A 14,738-nucleotide genomic window follows, 5' to 3' on the forward strand; every position below is an offset into this window, starting at 1 on the left:
AAAATGAAGTCTAACGCGCGCGCCGCGTTTTCGAGACGGCAGACCGGCTTATACGAGGTCTTCCGCACGCCGCGGCAGCGATGCGATCAGCGACCAGACCGACTCCGCCGCTGGCGACAGCGAACGATCGCGCCGGCGCACGAGTTCCACGGTGCGCTCGGCGCGCGGCTCGAGCGGCAACGCAACGAGCGACGAGTCCGCCGGCAGCGGCAATGCCAGCCACGGCAATACGCTCACGCCGACGCCCGCCTCCACGAGGCCGAACACCGTCGCCGAATGGCCGAGTTCCTGCACCACTTGCGCTTCGACGCCGTGCTCCTGCATCACGGCGTCGATGATCGGCCGGCTCCCGGACGCGTAGTCGAGCATGACGAGCCGCTCGCCCGCGAGCGCCTCCCATGGCACGGCCGTCTCGCGTCCGAGCGGATGATCTCGCCGCGCGACGAGACAGAACGAATCGGTCATTACGGGCTCGCCATGCAGATCGTCGGAGGAAAATGGTCCGATCACCACGCCGAAATCGACTTCGCCGGACTTGACCTTTCGCAGGACATCGGACTGAACGTCATCGCGCAGACTCAGCGTGATCAGCGGAAATTGCTGCAGGCACGAAGCGATCACGCGCGGCATCAGCCGGCAAGCGACAGTCGGGCTCGCCGCGACGATCACGCGTCCGCGACGCTGCTCCCCGAGATCGCGCACTTCACGCAGCGCCTCGTCGAGATCCGCCAGGAGACGCGACACAGTGCCGACGAGGTTTGCGCCGACGTCGGTCAAGAGCACCTCACGCGTCGTCCGATCGATCAGCTTGAGGCCGATTTCCCCTTCCAGTTCGCGCACGCAACGGCTGACCGCCGACTGTGTCAGGCCGATCTCATCACCCGCGCGGCTGAAGCTGCGCAGCCTCGATACCTCGATAAAGACGCGCAGTTGCCGCAACGTCACGTTCAATGGCGCACTCATTCGAATTGCTCATCAATTAGCCGATTTCATGCGCGAGTATAACGGCGGTTCGTATGATTTCATGCGCGAACGTACGTTACGCTGCGGTGCAACAATTTACTGAAACGCACGCTGGATGGGCCTATTGCACTTGATTGGTGATTGTCCCGATTTCTTAATCAGTCTGTTTCGGGTCTGATACGGGCCATGCTGGCATCGCGTCAGCCTACTGCCATGCGGGTTTCCCGGATTTCGCAACATGCATGGCACGGTTCTCGCATTTCTTTGCGCACAGAGGTCGGAGCGACAGGCGGTCATTGAACGTTGTCCGCCGCCACCGCTTTGACCTTCCCAGGCATTCGTTTATCGGATTCCGCCCAGAGTGCGCGGCGCGGGGCAGCGCACCGGGGTTAGCTTCGCTGAGGTGAGATATGGTGCTGTTCGACGATTTGAGAGATAACGAGTGGGCGCTGGTCGAGGCGTTGTTTTGTGCCGAGCCGGCACGGAGCGAACGGCGCGGACGTCCGCGCGTCGAGGCGCGAGCCGTGGTGAACGCGGTTTTGTGGGTGCTGTCGACTGGCGAAGGCTGGTCGAAGCTGCCCGGACGCTACCCGTCCCCGCCGACCTGCCGCCGCCGCTTCGATGAATGGCAAGCGGACGGTACGCTCGCCGAGATCGTGAAACGTCTTTCCAGCAACGGCCGTGAAGTGTCGCTGCGCGGACGCATAGGGTCGAGCGCCGCGAAACCCCCGGCGCCGCCGAGTCGCGATCGTCTGCGCGGCGCGTTCTGGACGAACCCGGAATCGTGGCGCGCTCCGGCGAAGATGGCCTGATCGGATTTGCTTCAATTCGAGGCCGGTAACCGCCGGCCTCGCGCAGATATTCTGACTCTCGCGCAGGTCACGGCCTTCGCGATCTCCACTCTCTTCCGAATTCGACTAGCGGCATCGATGGACCGCATCTGTCCGTGTCGACGGTCGCACGGCGCGCCGTCGCGACGAAACAACTCTTTACTATTCCTTACAGCGCCACTGCGGAACACAGCATAGCTTGGTGAATGATCGAACAGGCCCCACGAAGGCTTCGAGGATTTCATCATGAAGGCATCGACTCTGCTCGTGCACGGCGCCGTTGTCGCGCTGACGAGCACCGCGGCGATGAGCCAGGCCCAGCCCCCGCCGCCTGCTTCCGATTTCCATGTGGGCACGAAGGCCTCGGTGGCCGCGTCGCAGAGCGCCAGCCGGAATCGCGACGCCGCGCCGCCCGCGCCGCGCGGCGATCTGCGCGGCGACATTGCGAGCAACGCGCGCCCTCGCCCGGATTCGGACCGCGATCCGCATGTCCAACATCGCTGAATGCGCCTGCATCAATGATGCGCGCTTCGCGGAACCACTTCGGCGCGCGTCAGTCACACCCCATGCCATGAACAGCGCGTGGCAACAGTGATATCCGGTCTGCCCGTGTCGTTCGCGGCACGGGCGCTTTTTTGACTGGAGCGCCGACTGCAGGTCGATTGCCGGGTCTTTTGTCCGACGACAACGTGCCCTCGACCCATGCGTCGACTGTCCACCGCTTCCGGCGTATCCGGCAGGCTAGACGCGCGCCTCCAGAACTGCTTCCTGTCCACCGAACGTGTAAGGCTCCGCACGACGCAGATCCCAGTCGCTCGAGCGTTCATCACGTGAAAGGCGCAGGAATTCGTGCTTGCCGCGCTCGGTGACGACCGCGATATCGACGGGAGCATGAAATCCGGGCGCGGGTGCCACGGTGCGCTGCCGGGTGAGTTCGAGCAAACCTAGCGCGCGCAGGAGGTCGAAAACGTTGGGACGTTTTGCCCAGGGAACCTGACGATACTGCGCTCGGCGAAGTGCTTCGAGTACAACTTCGTTGGAATACGTGGTCATCTCGTTCTTTCTTCCTGTGCAGCCATGACGACGCTCGTGACGGTCGCAAGACGGTTCGCGACGTCGACTAAACGCGGCGCGCCGAATCTCGTCTGCGATGGCGATTCGCAGCTGAATGTTTGGCCGCCGCTTGCGTTAGGTGCTGCTTTCTATTACAAGCCCCCGTTGAGAGCGCGCTAATCACGCGCTTTACTGCGACAACCGCCGATGCGTTCCAAGCACGCGATGACGGAACGAATTGTCCTCAAACCAATACGTTACCCCAATCAAATTGGTTCTATTCACTTTATTGCTGCTTTTTTTTGCATTATTTGCGCTGTGGCGGCGCCGCCGCTTTCAGATCGCGATCATCGTGGCTGCGCTCGCGTGGGCAGTCGGCTCCGGCTGGCTCGCGACTCCGCTGCTCGATCTCGCCCAGCACGGCTATCGTCATACCGATGTGCCGACCTTCGCTCCCCGGACGACGATGGTGCTCATGGGCGGCGGAACGGCCCGCAGCGAAGGGGGACTTGTTCCGCAGTTCAATGCGATGCGGCGTATCGACGCGATCGGCATGTTGTATCGCGAGTGCCGCGAAACCGGCGCGTCCTGCAAGGTGATCCTGAGCGGCGGCGACCCGCAACGCCACGGGCAGGCCGAAGCCGACAATTACGCGCCTTACGTGCTCGCGCAGGGCGTCGCGCCGGATGATCTCGTGCGCGAGAATCAAAGCCTCAACACTTACCAGAACGCGCGCAACGTGGCCGACATTCTGGGCCCCGCACATGACAACCGTTTGATCGTCGTCACATCTGCGTATCACATGCGGCGTGCGTTGCGTGCCTTCGAGGCGTTCGGCTACGCGCCGGTACCCTACGTGTCGGATGTGCGGCCCAATCGCGTCACGTTGTTTCCGCGCATCCGAGGCTTTGCGAACAGTGAACTCGCCATGCACGAACTTGTCGGGCTCGCGCGCTTCGATGTGTATCGCTGGCTGAATCTCTACTAGCGGCGACGCACCCAGCGCGACGGATGCTAAGGACTCTGGAACAGTTCGACGATGACACGCGCCACACCGTTGCCCGATTCCGGGCTTATGATTCACATTGTCTGAACGTTAGGCGCGTGAAGTTCGCGGCTGACGTCCCGCGATGCGGCGGGAGCGATTTTTGCTCGGATGCAAGCGTCATTCCACCGGATCGGACAGACGATTCCCGGGTTCAACTGCTACTAGGAGGTAACAATGAAGAAAGTGTCCCTGGCTGTTCTGTTGTCCCTCAGCGCGGTCGCATCGGGCGCTTACGCCCAGGGCGATCAGGGCGTGACCATGAGCACCGATCCTGCGAAGATTTCCGATATCGAATCGCGTGCGCAAAATTTGCAGTCGCAGCAAGACAACATGCAAAACATGCGCTCGCAGACACCTTCGCACAAGTCGATGCATCACAAGAAATCGCCTAACAAGCCGGCGGCTGGCTCGAGTCAGTAAGCCCGGCGCGCCTCAGGCACGGGGCCATTCACGCGCCGCCTTCAGTCGACCCGTCGGCGCGAAGGCGGCGCGAGAGTATGTGCACGTCGTATTCGCCAACGCTCATGCGCGGGTAGCGCGGTGCGAAACCCAGTCGCCGCTTTCAATGCGCGGCCGTCCGGCAACGGCGGCAGCCGCGACCGGATAGATCAGGCAATCGATCCGATCCGGTCTGCCTTCGACATTCACGTCCACATGCAGGCGATGCGAGCGGAATAACCCTTCGACGCCCGGATACACTTCTTCGATTTCATCGAGCACAGGTACAAGCGCGTCGTCGATGCGATAGACGTCGCCGCGAATCGGCGCGCCCTCTTCGTCGATCACAAGCCCCGGATAGCTGCCGAAGTCGAAAAGCCGCCCCTGAACATGCGCGGCGCCTATCCATTCCGGCATGGCGATGCCGTTGCGCCCGGCCGCCCGGTTGATATCGTTGACCTCGCCAGCGCGCAACGTGCCGTAAACGAAAACGTATTGCATCGAAAAGCCCGCTCCTGTCGTCGGAAGATGATCGACGGCCATTATGCGCCGCGCAAAATCGCGGCGCGCTCCGGTAAGCGCTTTCGGCTACCATCGGCGCGTGCCCCCTGATGACTCCGCACGCCCGAGCACACTCCAACCTGAGCGAACATGGCTACGTTAGTCGAATCGAGAACGTCGAGCGAGGAAGTCGAACATCTCGACATTCCCGTTGAGCATTCACCGACGCTCGATCATCCGATTCGCGTGCGGTCGCGGCCGGTTCCTTATGGCGTGCGTATCGCGCTGCATACGCATCCTTGGGCTCAGGTCGCGTACACCTCGCGCGGCGTGCTGCGCGTCGCAACCGCCGATTCCACCTGGATGGTGCCGCCCTCGCGCGCGATCTGGGTGCCGCCCAATGTCACGCATGAAGTCGTGATCGTGGAGGATGCCTATCTGCGCACGCTGTATGTCGATGCGAGCGTCGTGCCGGCCGGACTCGGCGCCTGCCGGGTCGTCGAAGTGTCGGCGCTCTTGCGCGAAGTCATCGCCGCTCTCGACGAAGAAGCGATTTCCCGTCAGCGCGAGCGGCTGCTCGGCACGCTCGCACTCGATGAAATCATCCGTTCGCAGCCGTTGCCGCTTTCCGTGCCGATGCCAAGCGAGAAGCGTCTGCGCGCCTTGTGCAACGCCGTGCTGGCCGACCCGTCGCATTCGGATCTGGAGCGTTGGTCGTCCGAAGCGGGCGCGAGTTCGCGCACCATCGCGCGGCTCTTCAGACGCGAGCTTGGGGTGAGTTTTTCGCAGTGGCGCCAGCAGGCCGTTCTCGCACGCGCGATCCCTTTGCTGAGCCAGGGCCGCCCGCTCGCGCTGGTTGCGCGCGAACTGGGCTATCAGAGCCAGAGCGCGTTCTCCGCGATGTTCCGTCGCGCGTTTGGCGAGAGCCCGCGCGCATTTTTCGCGCGCGATAGCCGCGATGATCGCGATACGCGCGACATCGACGGTGCATAGGACACGGACGCTCCCGCGTCAGACGCGCCGCACCATGTGCCGGATCGCGCCGAGCTGCGCGAGACGCGAGCCGGCCGGCCGGTAGCCGAGACGACTGTAGAGACGCGCCGCCGGGTTATCGACGAACACGCGCAACTGACATTCGGCAAGCCCGCGCGCTCTCGCCCAGCGATGCGCCGTGTTGAGCAGGAACGTTCCGGCTCCGCGCCCGCGATAACCCGGTGCAATTTGAACGTCGCGAATATGCAGCGAATTGTCTTCCTCGGTGACGCGCATGACGCCGATCGGAATGCCGTCCGCCTGCAGGATGAAATTCTCTGACTCGCGCCAGCTCGAGAGGAAGAGATCGCCGCGCCACACGAGGTTATGACGCCGGTAATAACCGACCATGTTGTCGTGCGTGAGCGCTTCGGCGAAGGCGAAGTCCGCCATGGTCGCCTGGCGCAGTTGATAGAGCGAGAGGTCTTCGGTCGGATCGAGCATCGCACGGGCACGAGAACAAGTGCCTAAACACTAAGACAGTGCGCGCGGGCTGGCAATGGCCATTATTACGGTCGAGTGCGGATCGAACGCGTACTTGAGGGATCGTCCCGGCGAGCAGGCAAAAAAAATCCAGCCGACAGGCTGGATTTTTCGCACAACGATTTGGCGGAGCGGACGGGACTCGAACCCGCGACCCCCGGCGTGACAGGCCGGTATTCTAACCAACTGAACTACCGCTCCACTTCTTTTCATCGATTCGCGGCGTGACCTGCGAATCTTGCAGCGCTTCTACTAGCAGCCGCCGATGTTCTGGCGTCCCCTAGGGGATTCGAACCCCTGTACTCACCGTGAAAGGGTGATGTCCTAGGCCTCTAGACGAAGGGGACTTCAACTTCTACGCAGCCTGCGGCGAAAAAAAACCGGCTCTCATTAGCCGGAGTGTTCCTGCTCGCAAGTGTTGGCGGAGCGGACGGGGCTCGAACCCGCGACCCCCGGCGTGACAGGCCGGTATTCTAACCAACTGAACTACCGCTCCACTTCTCTTCATCGACCCGCCGTGTCACCTGCGAGCCTTGCAGCGCTTTCTACTAGCAGCCGCCGATGTTCTGGCGTCCCCTAGGGGATTCGAACCCCTGTACTCACCGTGAAAGGGTGATGTCCTAGGCCTCTAGACGAAGGGGACAGAAACTTGTCATTCTGTCTTTACCACGCTCCGCTTATTGACTCACTTACTGCCGCCAATCAGCGAAGACCGAGATTCTAAACAACTTCGCGTTGCTTGTGAAGTATTTTTTGCGACTTCCGTTTTCGGACAACCAGCTTCGCGTTACTTCACCTGTTCTTTGGTGGAGGTAAGCGGGATCGAACCGCTGACCTCTTGCATGCCATGCAAGCGCTCTCCCAGCTGAGCTATACCCCCTTGCAGAACAGAAACGAGATTGTATAGGGCGTTTTTTAAGCTGTAAATACCTTCTGACGACTTAAGTGAAACTTTTTTGTCTCGCCTGACGCCGATGCGCGCAATGGATGGCGCGCGGCGGCCGCCGCGAGCCATCCGCCGTTGCGCGTCAGCCGTTCGCCTTCTCCAGACGCTTCAACACGGTCTCACGACCGAAGAGCATCAGGACCGCGTCGATCGATGGCGTATGGGTCGTGCCCGCGACCAGCAAGCGCACCGGCATCGCGAGTTGCGGCATCTTGAGCTTGTGCGCTGTGAGCGTCGCCTTGAGCGCCGCCGCGATCGCCTCCTTGCTCCACTCGACGTCCGCGAGCGCCGCACGCAAGTCTGCGATGGCCGGACGCACAGCATCGGTGACGTGCTGCGCGAACGCGTCCGGATCGATGGCAGGCTCGCGATAGAACATTGCGGCGTTATCGGCAATCTCTTTCACCGTCGATGCGCGATCCTTCAGGAGCGCGATCGCCTGATCGAGGGGCGCGCCGCCGTCGATGGCAGCCGCATCGATGCCCGCCTGCAGCAGGAACGGCCGGGTCAGCTCCGCGAGCCGCGCGTTGTCCGCTTCCTTGATGTAATGCGCGTTGAGCCAGTTGAGCTTGTCGTGGTCGTACTGAGCCGGCGACTTGCCGAGATGCTCGAGATCGAACCATTCGATGAACTGCTCACGCGAGAAAATCTCGGCATCGCCGTGCGACCAGCCGAGGCGCGCGAGATAGTTCACCACCGCCTCGGGCAAATAGCCGTTGTCGCGATAGCCCGTCACGCTCATCGCGCCGTGGCGCTTGCTCATCTTCTCGCCCTGCTCGTTCAGCACGGTCGGGAGGTGCGCGTACACCGGCACTTCGCCGCCCAGCGCGCGCAGGATGTTGATCTGACGCGGCGTGTTATTCACGTGATCGTCGCCGCGGATGACGTGCGTGATTTTCATGTCGAGATCGTCGACGACCACGCAGAAGTTATAGGTCGGCGTGCCATCGGGACGCGCGATCACGAGATCGTCGAGTTCCTCGTTCGAGATTTCAATGTGGCCTTTCACCGCGTCGTCCCAGGCGACCGCGCCGGTCAGCGGATTGCGAAAGCGCACGACCGGCTTGACGCCCTCCGGAATCGGCGGCAGCACCTTGCCCGGCTCGGGACGCCACGTGCCGTCGTAGCGCGGCTTTTCGCCGGCGGCGCGCTGCCGCTCGCGCAGCGCGTCAAGTTCTTCCGTCGACATGTAGCAGTGGTAAGCGAGCCCTTTCTCCATCATCTGCGCGACGACCTCGCGATAACGGTCCATGCGCTGCATCTGATAGAACGGGCCTTCATCGTAATCGAGTCCGAGCCACGCCATGCCTTCGAGAATCGCATCGACCGATGCATCGGTGGAGCGCTCCAGATCGGTGTCCTCGATGCGCAGCACGAAGGTGCCCTTCATCTTGCGCGCGAACGCCCACGGATAGAGCGCGGAGCGGATGTTGCCGAGATGGATGAAGCCGGTGGGGCTCGGTGCGAAGCGGGTACGGACTTGGGTGGTCATTGCTGTTTGCTCGATGAATGGCGGTGCGCGCTCGCGCTCGGATTCCGCTCAAAATGAGACGAAATTATACTCGCCGACCGCTTTGCGCCGGTCCGCGCGCCTTTTGTTTTATGATGTGCGCGCTTTTTTCGATCTCCCGCAACGCCCGTGTGCAACGCCCGCACGGACGGGCCGCCCGGGACCCGCTGCATCGCCGGAGCACACCTTGAATTCATCGTCACCCCGTCTTTCGCGGCGCGCGTTCTCGCTCGCGGCCGCATCGTCCATTCTCGCCGCCTGTACGACCACGAAGGGCGGCGTGTCAGGCGAGACCGCCTCCGGCACACCGGTCGCGCCGCCGGCGAACACGGAGCCGCAGCGCCCGATGCGCATCGGTCTCGCGCTCGGCGGCGGCGCCGCGCGCGGCTTCGCGCATATCGGCGTGATCAAGGCGCTGGAAGCGCGCAACGTGCGCGTCGATCTCGTCGCGGGCACGAGCGCGGGTTCGGTGATCGCGGCGCTGTACGCATCGGGGATGAGCGGCATCGCGATCAACAAGCTCGCGCTGACCATGGACGAAGCCTCGATCAGCGACTGGGCGATGCCCTTTCGCACGCGCGGCATCCTGCAGGGCGTCGCGCTGCAAAACTACCTGAACAAGACGCTCGACAACCGTCCGATCGAAAAGATGGCGAAGCCGCTCGGCATCGTCGCCACGGATCTGAAGAGCGGTCAGCCGATTCTTTTCCAGCGCGGCAACACGGGCATCGCGGTGCGGGCGTCGTGCAGCGTGCCGTCGATTTTCGAACCGGTGAAGATCGGCGATCGCGAGTATGTCGACGGCGGGCTCGTGAGTCCCGTGCCGGCAGCGTTCGCGCACAAGATGGGTGCCGACTTCGTGATCGCGGTCGACATCTCGGCGCGGCCGGAAACCGGGCTCACGTCCAGCTCGTTCGACGTGCTGATGCAGACCTTCACGATCATGGGCCAGACCATCAAGGCCTATGAACTCGACAAATACGCGAACGCGGTGATTCGCCCGAATCTCATGGCGATGAGCAGCAGCGATTTCAGCCAGCGCAACGCGTCGATTCTCGCGGGCGAGGAAGCGGTCGCCAAAATGTGGCCGACGCTGCAGCGCCAGCTTGCGGAGCGCGGCGCGCGAGTCTGATCCCTTCGTCGCGCGCCCAATGCAACGAGGCCACGCAATATCGCGTGGCCTCGTTTTTTTTGGAGCGTCTGGAGTTAGCGCAGCGACTTGACCTTGTCGGCGGTCACATCGCCGGGCTGTCCGCCCCACGTCACGCGAAGATAGTTCGTGAGCTGCGCGATCTGCTCATCGCCATAGGTTCCGGCGAAACCCGGCATGGCCTGCATGTTCTCCACGCCCGGAAAGCGCTGCGCCTCGAGGCCATCGAGAATCGACGTGATGACGTTGCGCGGGTCGGCCTCGCGCAAGGTCGAGTTGCCGTCCATGCCCACCGCGACATGCGGCTTGCCCTGACCGTCGATCCCGTGACAGCCCGCGCACGAATCGAGGTAGAGACCGCGGCCCGCCGACACTTTCGCCGTGTCGTCGATCTTCACGGTGGCGCGCGGTGCGGCTTCCGGCGGCGCGTCGCCGAGCAGATAGGTCGCGAGCGCGCGCAAGTCCTCCGAGCTCAGATGCTGCGTGCTCAGATAGACCACGGGATGCATCTCACCGAACGCGGAGCCTTGCTTCGCCACGCCGGTTGCGAAGAACGCCTGCAGATCCGCGCCCGTCCAGCCGCGCGCGGCGAGCGCGGACGGCGTGATGTCAGGTGCGCCGATGCGTCCGACCCCGCCGCCCTGCAAGGTCTTCGCGTCCTGCAGCTGCCCGAACGCGCCACGCGGCGTGTGACATTCCGCGCAGTGGCCGAGTGCGTTGGCCAGATAGCGCCCTCGCGTCCAGTCGGCCGATTGTCCCGACGATGCATCCGGCAGCGTGTCCTTCAGGAACAGCATGTCCCAGAAGCGCACGGCGAAGCGCACGTTGTACGGAAACTTCAGATCGGGATCGATGTTCGGCACCGCCGCGGGCTTTTGCGTCATCAGGTACGCGTAGATCGCGTCGCTGTCCTCGCGCGACATCTGCCGATGCGACGTGTACGGCATCGCGGGATAGAGCTTGTGCTTCGCCGTCACGCCGTCATGCAGCGCGCGGAAAAATTCATCGGAACTCCACATGCCGATGCCGTGCTTCGGATCAGGCGTGATGTTCGTGCCGTAGAACGTGCCGAATTGCGATTCGAGCTTCACGCCGCCCGCGAACGGCGCGCCGCCATGCGCCGTGTGGCACGCGGCGCAATCGGCGGCATGCGCGAGATAGCGTCCGCGCGCGATCTGCTCGGGCGAGGTTTTCGGCGGCGCCGCGACATCGTTCTGACCGCCGCAACCGGCGAGCACAAAGGATGCCGCCGCTAGCGGCGCAACGAGACGGGTCAGGATCGATCTCATCATGCGGCGTCCTTCACGAGTCCGGGCGTGGCAAGCACGAGATCCTTGACCGCTTCGTAGTAGCGCACGTAGCCGGTGCAGCGGCAGATGTGCTCGTTCAGCGCCTCCATGATCGTCGCTTCGATCTGCTCCTTCGCGATCGGATTGCGCTTGAGCCTTTCGATCAGCACGGTCGTCGCGTTGACGAAGCCCGGCGTGCAATAGCCGCACTGGAAGCTGAAGTGCTCGAGGAACTTCTGCTGCACCGCCGACATTTCGACGACTTCGCCTTGCTCGTTGCGCTTGGCGTGCCCTTCGACCGTGCGCACGGTCTTGCCGTCGAAGAAATGCGCGCCGTTGATGCACGTGCGCACTTCCTCGCTGGTTCCGTCGGCGTGGTCGACGATCACCACGCACGCGTGGCAGATGCCCTGACCGCATCCGAGACGCGAGCCGGTGAGCCCGGCGTACTCGTGCAGAAAATCGATCATCGACAGACCGGCGGGCACCTGCATCGGGCCGACCTTTTCGCCGTTGATCGTCATCGAGAGTGCGCGCGATTCAACGCCCGCGGCGGATTGGATGGCCGTCATGCGAGCACCTCCTGAATGTTTTGCGGCGTCACCGGCAGATCGGTGAAGCGATGGCCGATCGCGTGCGCGATCGCGTTGACGATGGCGCCGACCACCGGAATCATCACCACTTCGGCGATGCCCTTCGGCGGATCGGTTTCGGACAGCGGCGGCAGCACTTCGCCCGTCTGCTTCCACACGGCGACATCGCTCGCGAGCGGCAGGTGATAGCGGTTGAAGTTCCAGGTGCCGTTGCCCGGGCCGTCTTCGTAGAGCGGCAGATACTCGTGCAGCGCGTGCCCGATGCCCATCGCGATGCCGCCCTGCAACTGGCCCGACACGAGTTGCGGCGCGATCTGATTGCCGCACTCCATGATCGAATGATGCGAAAGCAGTTCGACCTCGCCGCTCGATTCGGTCACGGCGAGTTCGACGAGCGTGCCAAGCGCGCTGTAGTACGTGACCGCCGCGTTGTTGCGTTGCACGGGCGGGATGAAGACGCGCTTGCGCTCGAGGACCGTGTAGCCGTTCCCCGTGGCTTTCGCCGCGCTTTTAGCCTTACCGCCGCCGAAGCGCAGCGAAAGGCCGTCGATCGGAAGCCGCTCGACTTCGCCCGCGATGTCGAACTGCGCCTCGCTCCATTGCCAGCGATTGAACGTGTGCACGGCCGCGCCCGTGACGAGCCCGAGCTCGTACGCCTTCTTCGCGAGCTGCTCGAAAGGAATCGGCTCGAGTCCGTCGGCGGACAGCTTGCCGTCCGTCCAGCGCGCGTCTTCGATGCGCACGACGAACGACATCGCCTGACCGCCGCCGATGCCCTGCCCCCAGATCGCGAGCGCCGCGGGCCAGATGCCGTGACGGAAGACCACGCGCGCCGCTTCGCGCGTCGCGTGCGTGAAATAGAACGCCGAATTCGTCGCGCTCGCCGGCGACATGTACGTGGGCGACCAGCGCGGATTCGCGCTCAGGCGATCCTGCTCGGCTTGCGACATGATGTACGGATCGCCGCTCGTGACGACAGGCAGGTCCGTCCAGTCGATCGTCGCCATGTGAACGTCGGCCGCGGGCTTGCCGAGCCATTTCGCGCAGGCGAGCGCCTGCGATGTCGACGCACCGGTGCCGATCTCCGCGCCCGAGTGATGCAGCGCGATGCGGCCATCGGCGGTGAATTCGACCTTCGCGAACGCGCTCTCCGCGCCGGTGCCGAAGTCCTTCTGCGTACACGCGAAACCGACACCGTAGCGCTTGCCCGGGTGCGTCCCTTCGTATTCCGTCTTGCGCTTCTTGCGCTCGGTCCAGAGCGGATGCGCCTGCGCGCGCCGAAGCACGTCCTCGGCGCGCACGGCGCCCGCCGGAATCGCGCCCTGCGTGTTCTTCATGCCGGTGCGCATCACGTTCTTCAGGCGCAGCTCGATTGGGTCCATGTCGAGCGTCTGCGCGATGTCGTCGATCATCATCTCGGTCGCCGCCATGCTCTGCAGCGTGCCGTAGCCGCGCGCCGAGCCGGCGTCCACCGCGCGCGATGCGACCGCGGTGGCGGTCAGATCGCTCTTCGGGATGTAGTAGATGGACTGGGCCGCCGTCGCCCCGACCATCGCGACCGACGGCGAGAAGTTGCAGCGCCCGCCACCGTTGGCGACGAAATCGCCCTTGAACGCCTGAATCAGCCCCGATTTCCGGTCGATCGCCATGCGATAGCGCATGTCGAACGCGTGCCGCTTGAGCGAGCACTGGAACTGCTCGAAGCGGTCGTTGGCGAGACGCACCGGCCGGCCGTCGCCGTACAGCGACGCGAGGAGGCCGTAGAACGGCATGTTGTAGTGGTCCTTCGAACCGTAGCCGACCGTATAGCACGGATGCAGGAACAGGTTCTTCACCGGAAAATGCGACTTCGCCGTCATCTCGATCGCGCTTTCGGCCACTTCATGCGGGCCTTGCGTCGGGATGACCATGTGCAGCGATTGCGTCGCCGCGTCGTACCAGCAATTCGCGTTGTCGGGTTCGAGCGCAGCAGTGTCGACGGATTGCGTGCGGTAATCGCGATCGACGACGAGCCATTCCGGCGGTGGGTGATCGAGCGCTTCGGCGATTGCGTTCGCATGGAACACGCCCTGCTCGTCGAGCTTGCCGTGCTCGGCGGCGCTCGCCCAGACCGGCTCGCGCTTCTTCATCATGTGCGGGAAGAGCGGCGTGTCCTTCAGGCTCGAAAAGGTATCGTCGTCGTAAGGCGTCTTGCCGCCGACGCGCACGAAGCGGAACGCCGCCCACGGGTCGCGCTCGAGCGGGCCGGTCGTCGCGCCGTAACGGATGACGCCTTCGCGAAACTGGAGCTTGTCCTTCGCGAAGCGAAAGCGCGCGAAATCGCGATAGATCAGGATCGCGACCGCCTGCCCGAGATACGCCGGCGTCTTGCCGGCGGGCAGCAGCATGTCATCGCCGTAGAAGGCGGGGAACGCGAGCTTGTCGCGCGCGAGATCGTCCGCCGTGACGATGCGATCGGGCGCGAGGCCGCCGTCGAGCATCGAGAGATCGAAACCTTCATAGATGCAATCGGCGCGCGTCGTGCGCAGGATCATTGCGTGCGATGCGATTGCTCTTTCGGCCAATGCGGCATGTCCGCGGCGCGGACATCGCGCGCGAATACTTTCGCGCCCGTCACCTTCGCAATACCGTCGATGCGAAACTTCGCGCCGCCGCTCGTCGCATCCCACTGAACGGGAGTCAGAATCTTTTCTTCGAACAACGCGGCGAACGCACGGCTGCCGAGCGGCGCTACGAACACCGACACGCCAGCGAGCGCACTCGCCTTCAGAAAACCGCGCCTCGACAGGCCGAGTTTCCCCATTTACTTCTCCCCAAGTGATCGCCAGCGGATCGTCCGCAGCGGGACCGTGGCCCGCCGCCAGTTCGGCAATGTGAAATTTGTTTGCAATGCGAAGCACTG

13 protein-coding genes, 5 tRNA genes and 1 pseudogene are annotated in these 14,738 nt (G+C 63.5%); 6 read left to right on the top strand and 13 right to left on the bottom strand.

Annotation, left to right across the window (positions count from 1 at the left end; genetic code table 11):
* Nucleotides 1–48 precede the first annotated feature (48 nt).
* Nucleotides 49–951, bottom strand: a complete 903-nt coding sequence (locus NCR38_RS07950; protein ID WP_061121119.1) for a LysR family transcriptional regulator — start codon at nucleotides 949–951, stop codon at nucleotides 49–51.
* Between the two features lie 422 nt (nucleotides 952–1,373).
* On the opposite strand from NCR38_RS07950, the gene NCR38_RS07955 reads away from it, so the two are divergent.
* Nucleotides 1,374–1,775 (top strand): transposase, encoded by a 402-nt coding sequence (locus NCR38_RS07955; protein ID WP_014191699.1) that lies wholly within the window; start codon nucleotides 1,374–1,376, stop codon nucleotides 1,773–1,775.
* Between the two features lie 264 nt (nucleotides 1,776–2,039).
* Nucleotides 2,040–2,297, top strand: a complete 258-nt coding sequence (locus NCR38_RS07960; RefSeq protein ID WP_061121087.1) for a hypothetical protein — start codon at nucleotides 2,040–2,042, stop codon at nucleotides 2,295–2,297.
* A gap of 237 nt (nucleotides 2,298–2,534) precedes the next feature.
* On the opposite strand, the gene NCR38_RS07965 is transcribed toward NCR38_RS07960, so the two are convergent.
* The gene (locus NCR38_RS07965; protein WP_061121086.1) at nucleotides 2,535–2,846 is read right to left on the bottom strand and encodes a hypothetical protein; all 312 of its coding nucleotides are present in this window, start codon (nucleotides 2,844–2,846) and stop codon (nucleotides 2,535–2,537) included.
* A gap of 352 nt (nucleotides 2,847–3,198) precedes the next feature.
* Here NCR38_RS07965 and NCR38_RS07970 point away from each other — a divergent pair, with 352 nt between their 5' ends.
* Nucleotides 3,199–3,834 carry a YdcF family protein gene (locus NCR38_RS07970; RefSeq protein ID WP_250476760.1) on the top strand — a complete coding sequence of 212 codons (636 nt, stop codon included), beginning with the start codon at nucleotides 3,199–3,201 and terminating at the stop codon, nucleotides 3,832–3,834.
* A 234-nt stretch (nucleotides 3,835–4,068) separates the two neighbouring features.
* Nucleotides 4,069–4,314, top strand: a complete 246-nt coding sequence (locus NCR38_RS07975; RefSeq protein WP_061121084.1) for a hypothetical protein — start codon at nucleotides 4,069–4,071, stop codon at nucleotides 4,312–4,314.
* 102 nt (nucleotides 4,315–4,416) lie between these two features.
* Here NCR38_RS07975 and NCR38_RS07980 read toward each other — a convergent pair whose 3' ends face one another.
* Nucleotides 4,417–4,833, bottom strand: coding sequence for a gamma-glutamylcyclotransferase (locus NCR38_RS07980; protein WP_250476761.1), 417 nt, complete (start codon nucleotides 4,831–4,833; stop codon nucleotides 4,417–4,419).
* Nucleotides 4,834–4,983: 150 nt separating this feature from the next.
* On the opposite strand from NCR38_RS07980, the gene NCR38_RS07985 reads away from it, so the two are divergent.
* Complete coding sequence (locus NCR38_RS07985) at nucleotides 4,984–5,826, top strand: helix-turn-helix domain-containing protein (RefSeq protein ID WP_061121083.1); 843 nt, start codon at nucleotides 4,984–4,986, stop codon at nucleotides 5,824–5,826.
* 18 nt (nucleotides 5,827–5,844) lie between these two features.
* On the opposite strand, the gene NCR38_RS07990 is transcribed toward NCR38_RS07985, so the two are convergent.
* The 7 genes from NCR38_RS07990 to gltX all read right to left on the bottom strand — a co-directional run bounded on the left by NCR38_RS07990 (nucleotide 5,845) and on the right by gltX (nucleotide 8,786).
* Nucleotides 5,845–6,309, bottom strand: a complete 465-nt coding sequence (locus NCR38_RS07990; RefSeq protein ID WP_061121082.1) for a GNAT family N-acetyltransferase — start codon at nucleotides 6,307–6,309, stop codon at nucleotides 5,845–5,847.
* Nucleotides 6,310–6,472: 163 nt separating this feature from the next.
* Nucleotides 6,473–6,549: transfer RNA gene (locus tag NCR38_RS07995), tRNA-Asp, on the bottom strand.
* Between the two features lie 70 nt (nucleotides 6,550–6,619).
* A tRNA-Glu gene (locus tag NCR38_RS08000) sits at nucleotides 6,620–6,695 on the bottom strand.
* Between the two features lie 72 nt (nucleotides 6,696–6,767).
* Nucleotides 6,768–6,844 (bottom strand) — tRNA-Asp (locus NCR38_RS08005).
* Between the two features lie 71 nt (nucleotides 6,845–6,915).
* A tRNA-Glu gene (locus NCR38_RS08010) sits at nucleotides 6,916–6,991 on the bottom strand.
* 161 nt (nucleotides 6,992–7,152) lie between these two features.
* Nucleotides 7,153–7,228 (bottom strand) — tRNA-Ala (locus NCR38_RS08015).
* A 148-nt stretch (nucleotides 7,229–7,376) separates the two neighbouring features.
* On the bottom strand, nucleotides 7,377–8,786 hold the full coding sequence (gltX, locus tag NCR38_RS08020; protein ID WP_250476762.1) for a glutamate--tRNA ligase: 1,410 nt from the start codon (nucleotides 8,784–8,786) through the stop codon (nucleotides 7,377–7,379).
* A gap of 205 nt (nucleotides 8,787–8,991) precedes the next feature.
* On the opposite strand from gltX, the gene NCR38_RS08025 reads away from it, so the two are divergent.
* The gene (locus NCR38_RS08025; protein ID WP_061121117.1) at nucleotides 8,992–9,936 is read left to right on the top strand and encodes a patatin-like phospholipase family protein; all 945 of its coding nucleotides are present in this window, start codon (nucleotides 8,992–8,994) and stop codon (nucleotides 9,934–9,936) included.
* A gap of 74 nt (nucleotides 9,937–10,010) precedes the next feature.
* Here the strand turns inward: NCR38_RS08025 and NCR38_RS08030 are convergent, their stop codons facing one another.
* From NCR38_RS08030 to NCR38_RS08040, 3 genes and pseudogenes are all read right to left on the bottom strand, one after another.
* The gene (locus NCR38_RS08030; protein WP_250476763.1) at nucleotides 10,011–11,246 is read right to left on the bottom strand and encodes a cytochrome c; all 1,236 of its coding nucleotides are present in this window, start codon (nucleotides 11,244–11,246) and stop codon (nucleotides 10,011–10,013) included.
* Complete coding sequence (locus tag NCR38_RS08035) at nucleotides 11,243–11,815, bottom strand: (2Fe-2S)-binding protein (protein WP_061121079.1); 573 nt, start codon at nucleotides 11,813–11,815, stop codon at nucleotides 11,243–11,245. Before NCR38_RS08035 ends, NCR38_RS08030 begins: the two co-directional genes overlap by 4 nt.
* Nucleotides 11,812–14,639: pseudogene (locus tag NCR38_RS08040) on the bottom strand (xanthine dehydrogenase family protein molybdopterin-binding subunit). Before NCR38_RS08040 ends, NCR38_RS08035 begins: the two are co-directional and overlap by 4 nt.
* Nucleotides 14,640–14,738 lie beyond the last annotated feature (99 nt).

Origin of the sequence: Caballeronia sp. INML1, from assembly GCF_023631085.1 — a bacterium.
Classification (GTDB): Bacteria; Pseudomonadota; Gammaproteobacteria; order Burkholderiales; family Burkholderiaceae; genus Caballeronia; species Caballeronia turbans.

What these genes read in the sequence shown, in the direction of transcription:
- NCR38_RS07980 (WP_250476761.1), bottom strand. Translation starts at nt 4,833, where the DNA reads ATGCAATACGTTTTCGTTTACGGCACGTTGCGCGCTGGCGAGGTCAAC.
- NCR38_RS08030 (WP_250476763.1), bottom strand. Translation starts at nt 11,246, where the DNA reads ATGATGAGATCGATCCTGACCCGTCTCGTTGCGCCGCTAGCGGCGGCA.
- gltX (WP_250476762.1), bottom strand. Translation starts at nt 8,786, where the DNA reads ATGACCACCCAAGTCCGTACCCGCTTCGCACCGAGCCCCACCGGCTTC.
- NCR38_RS07955 (WP_014191699.1), top strand. Translation starts at nt 1,374, where the DNA reads ATGGTGCTGTTCGACGATTTGAGAGATAACGAGTGGGCGCTGGTCGAG.
- NCR38_RS07990 (WP_061121082.1), bottom strand. Translation starts at nt 6,309, where the DNA reads ATGCTCGATCCGACCGAAGACCTCTCGCTCTATCAACTGCGCCAGGCG.
- NCR38_RS07960 (WP_061121087.1), top strand. Translation starts at nt 2,040, where the DNA reads ATGAAGGCATCGACTCTGCTCGTGCACGGCGCCGTTGTCGCGCTGACG.
- NCR38_RS08035 (WP_061121079.1), bottom strand. Translation starts at nt 11,815, where the DNA reads ATGACGGCCATCCAATCCGCCGCGGGCGTTGAATCGCGCGCACTCTCG.
- NCR38_RS07965 (WP_061121086.1), bottom strand. Translation starts at nt 2,846, where the DNA reads ATGACCACGTATTCCAACGAAGTTGTACTCGAAGCACTTCGCCGAGCG.
- NCR38_RS07975 (WP_061121084.1), top strand. Translation starts at nt 4,069, where the DNA reads ATGAAGAAAGTGTCCCTGGCTGTTCTGTTGTCCCTCAGCGCGGTCGCA.
- NCR38_RS07985 (WP_061121083.1), top strand. Translation starts at nt 4,984, where the DNA reads ATGGCTACGTTAGTCGAATCGAGAACGTCGAGCGAGGAAGTCGAACAT.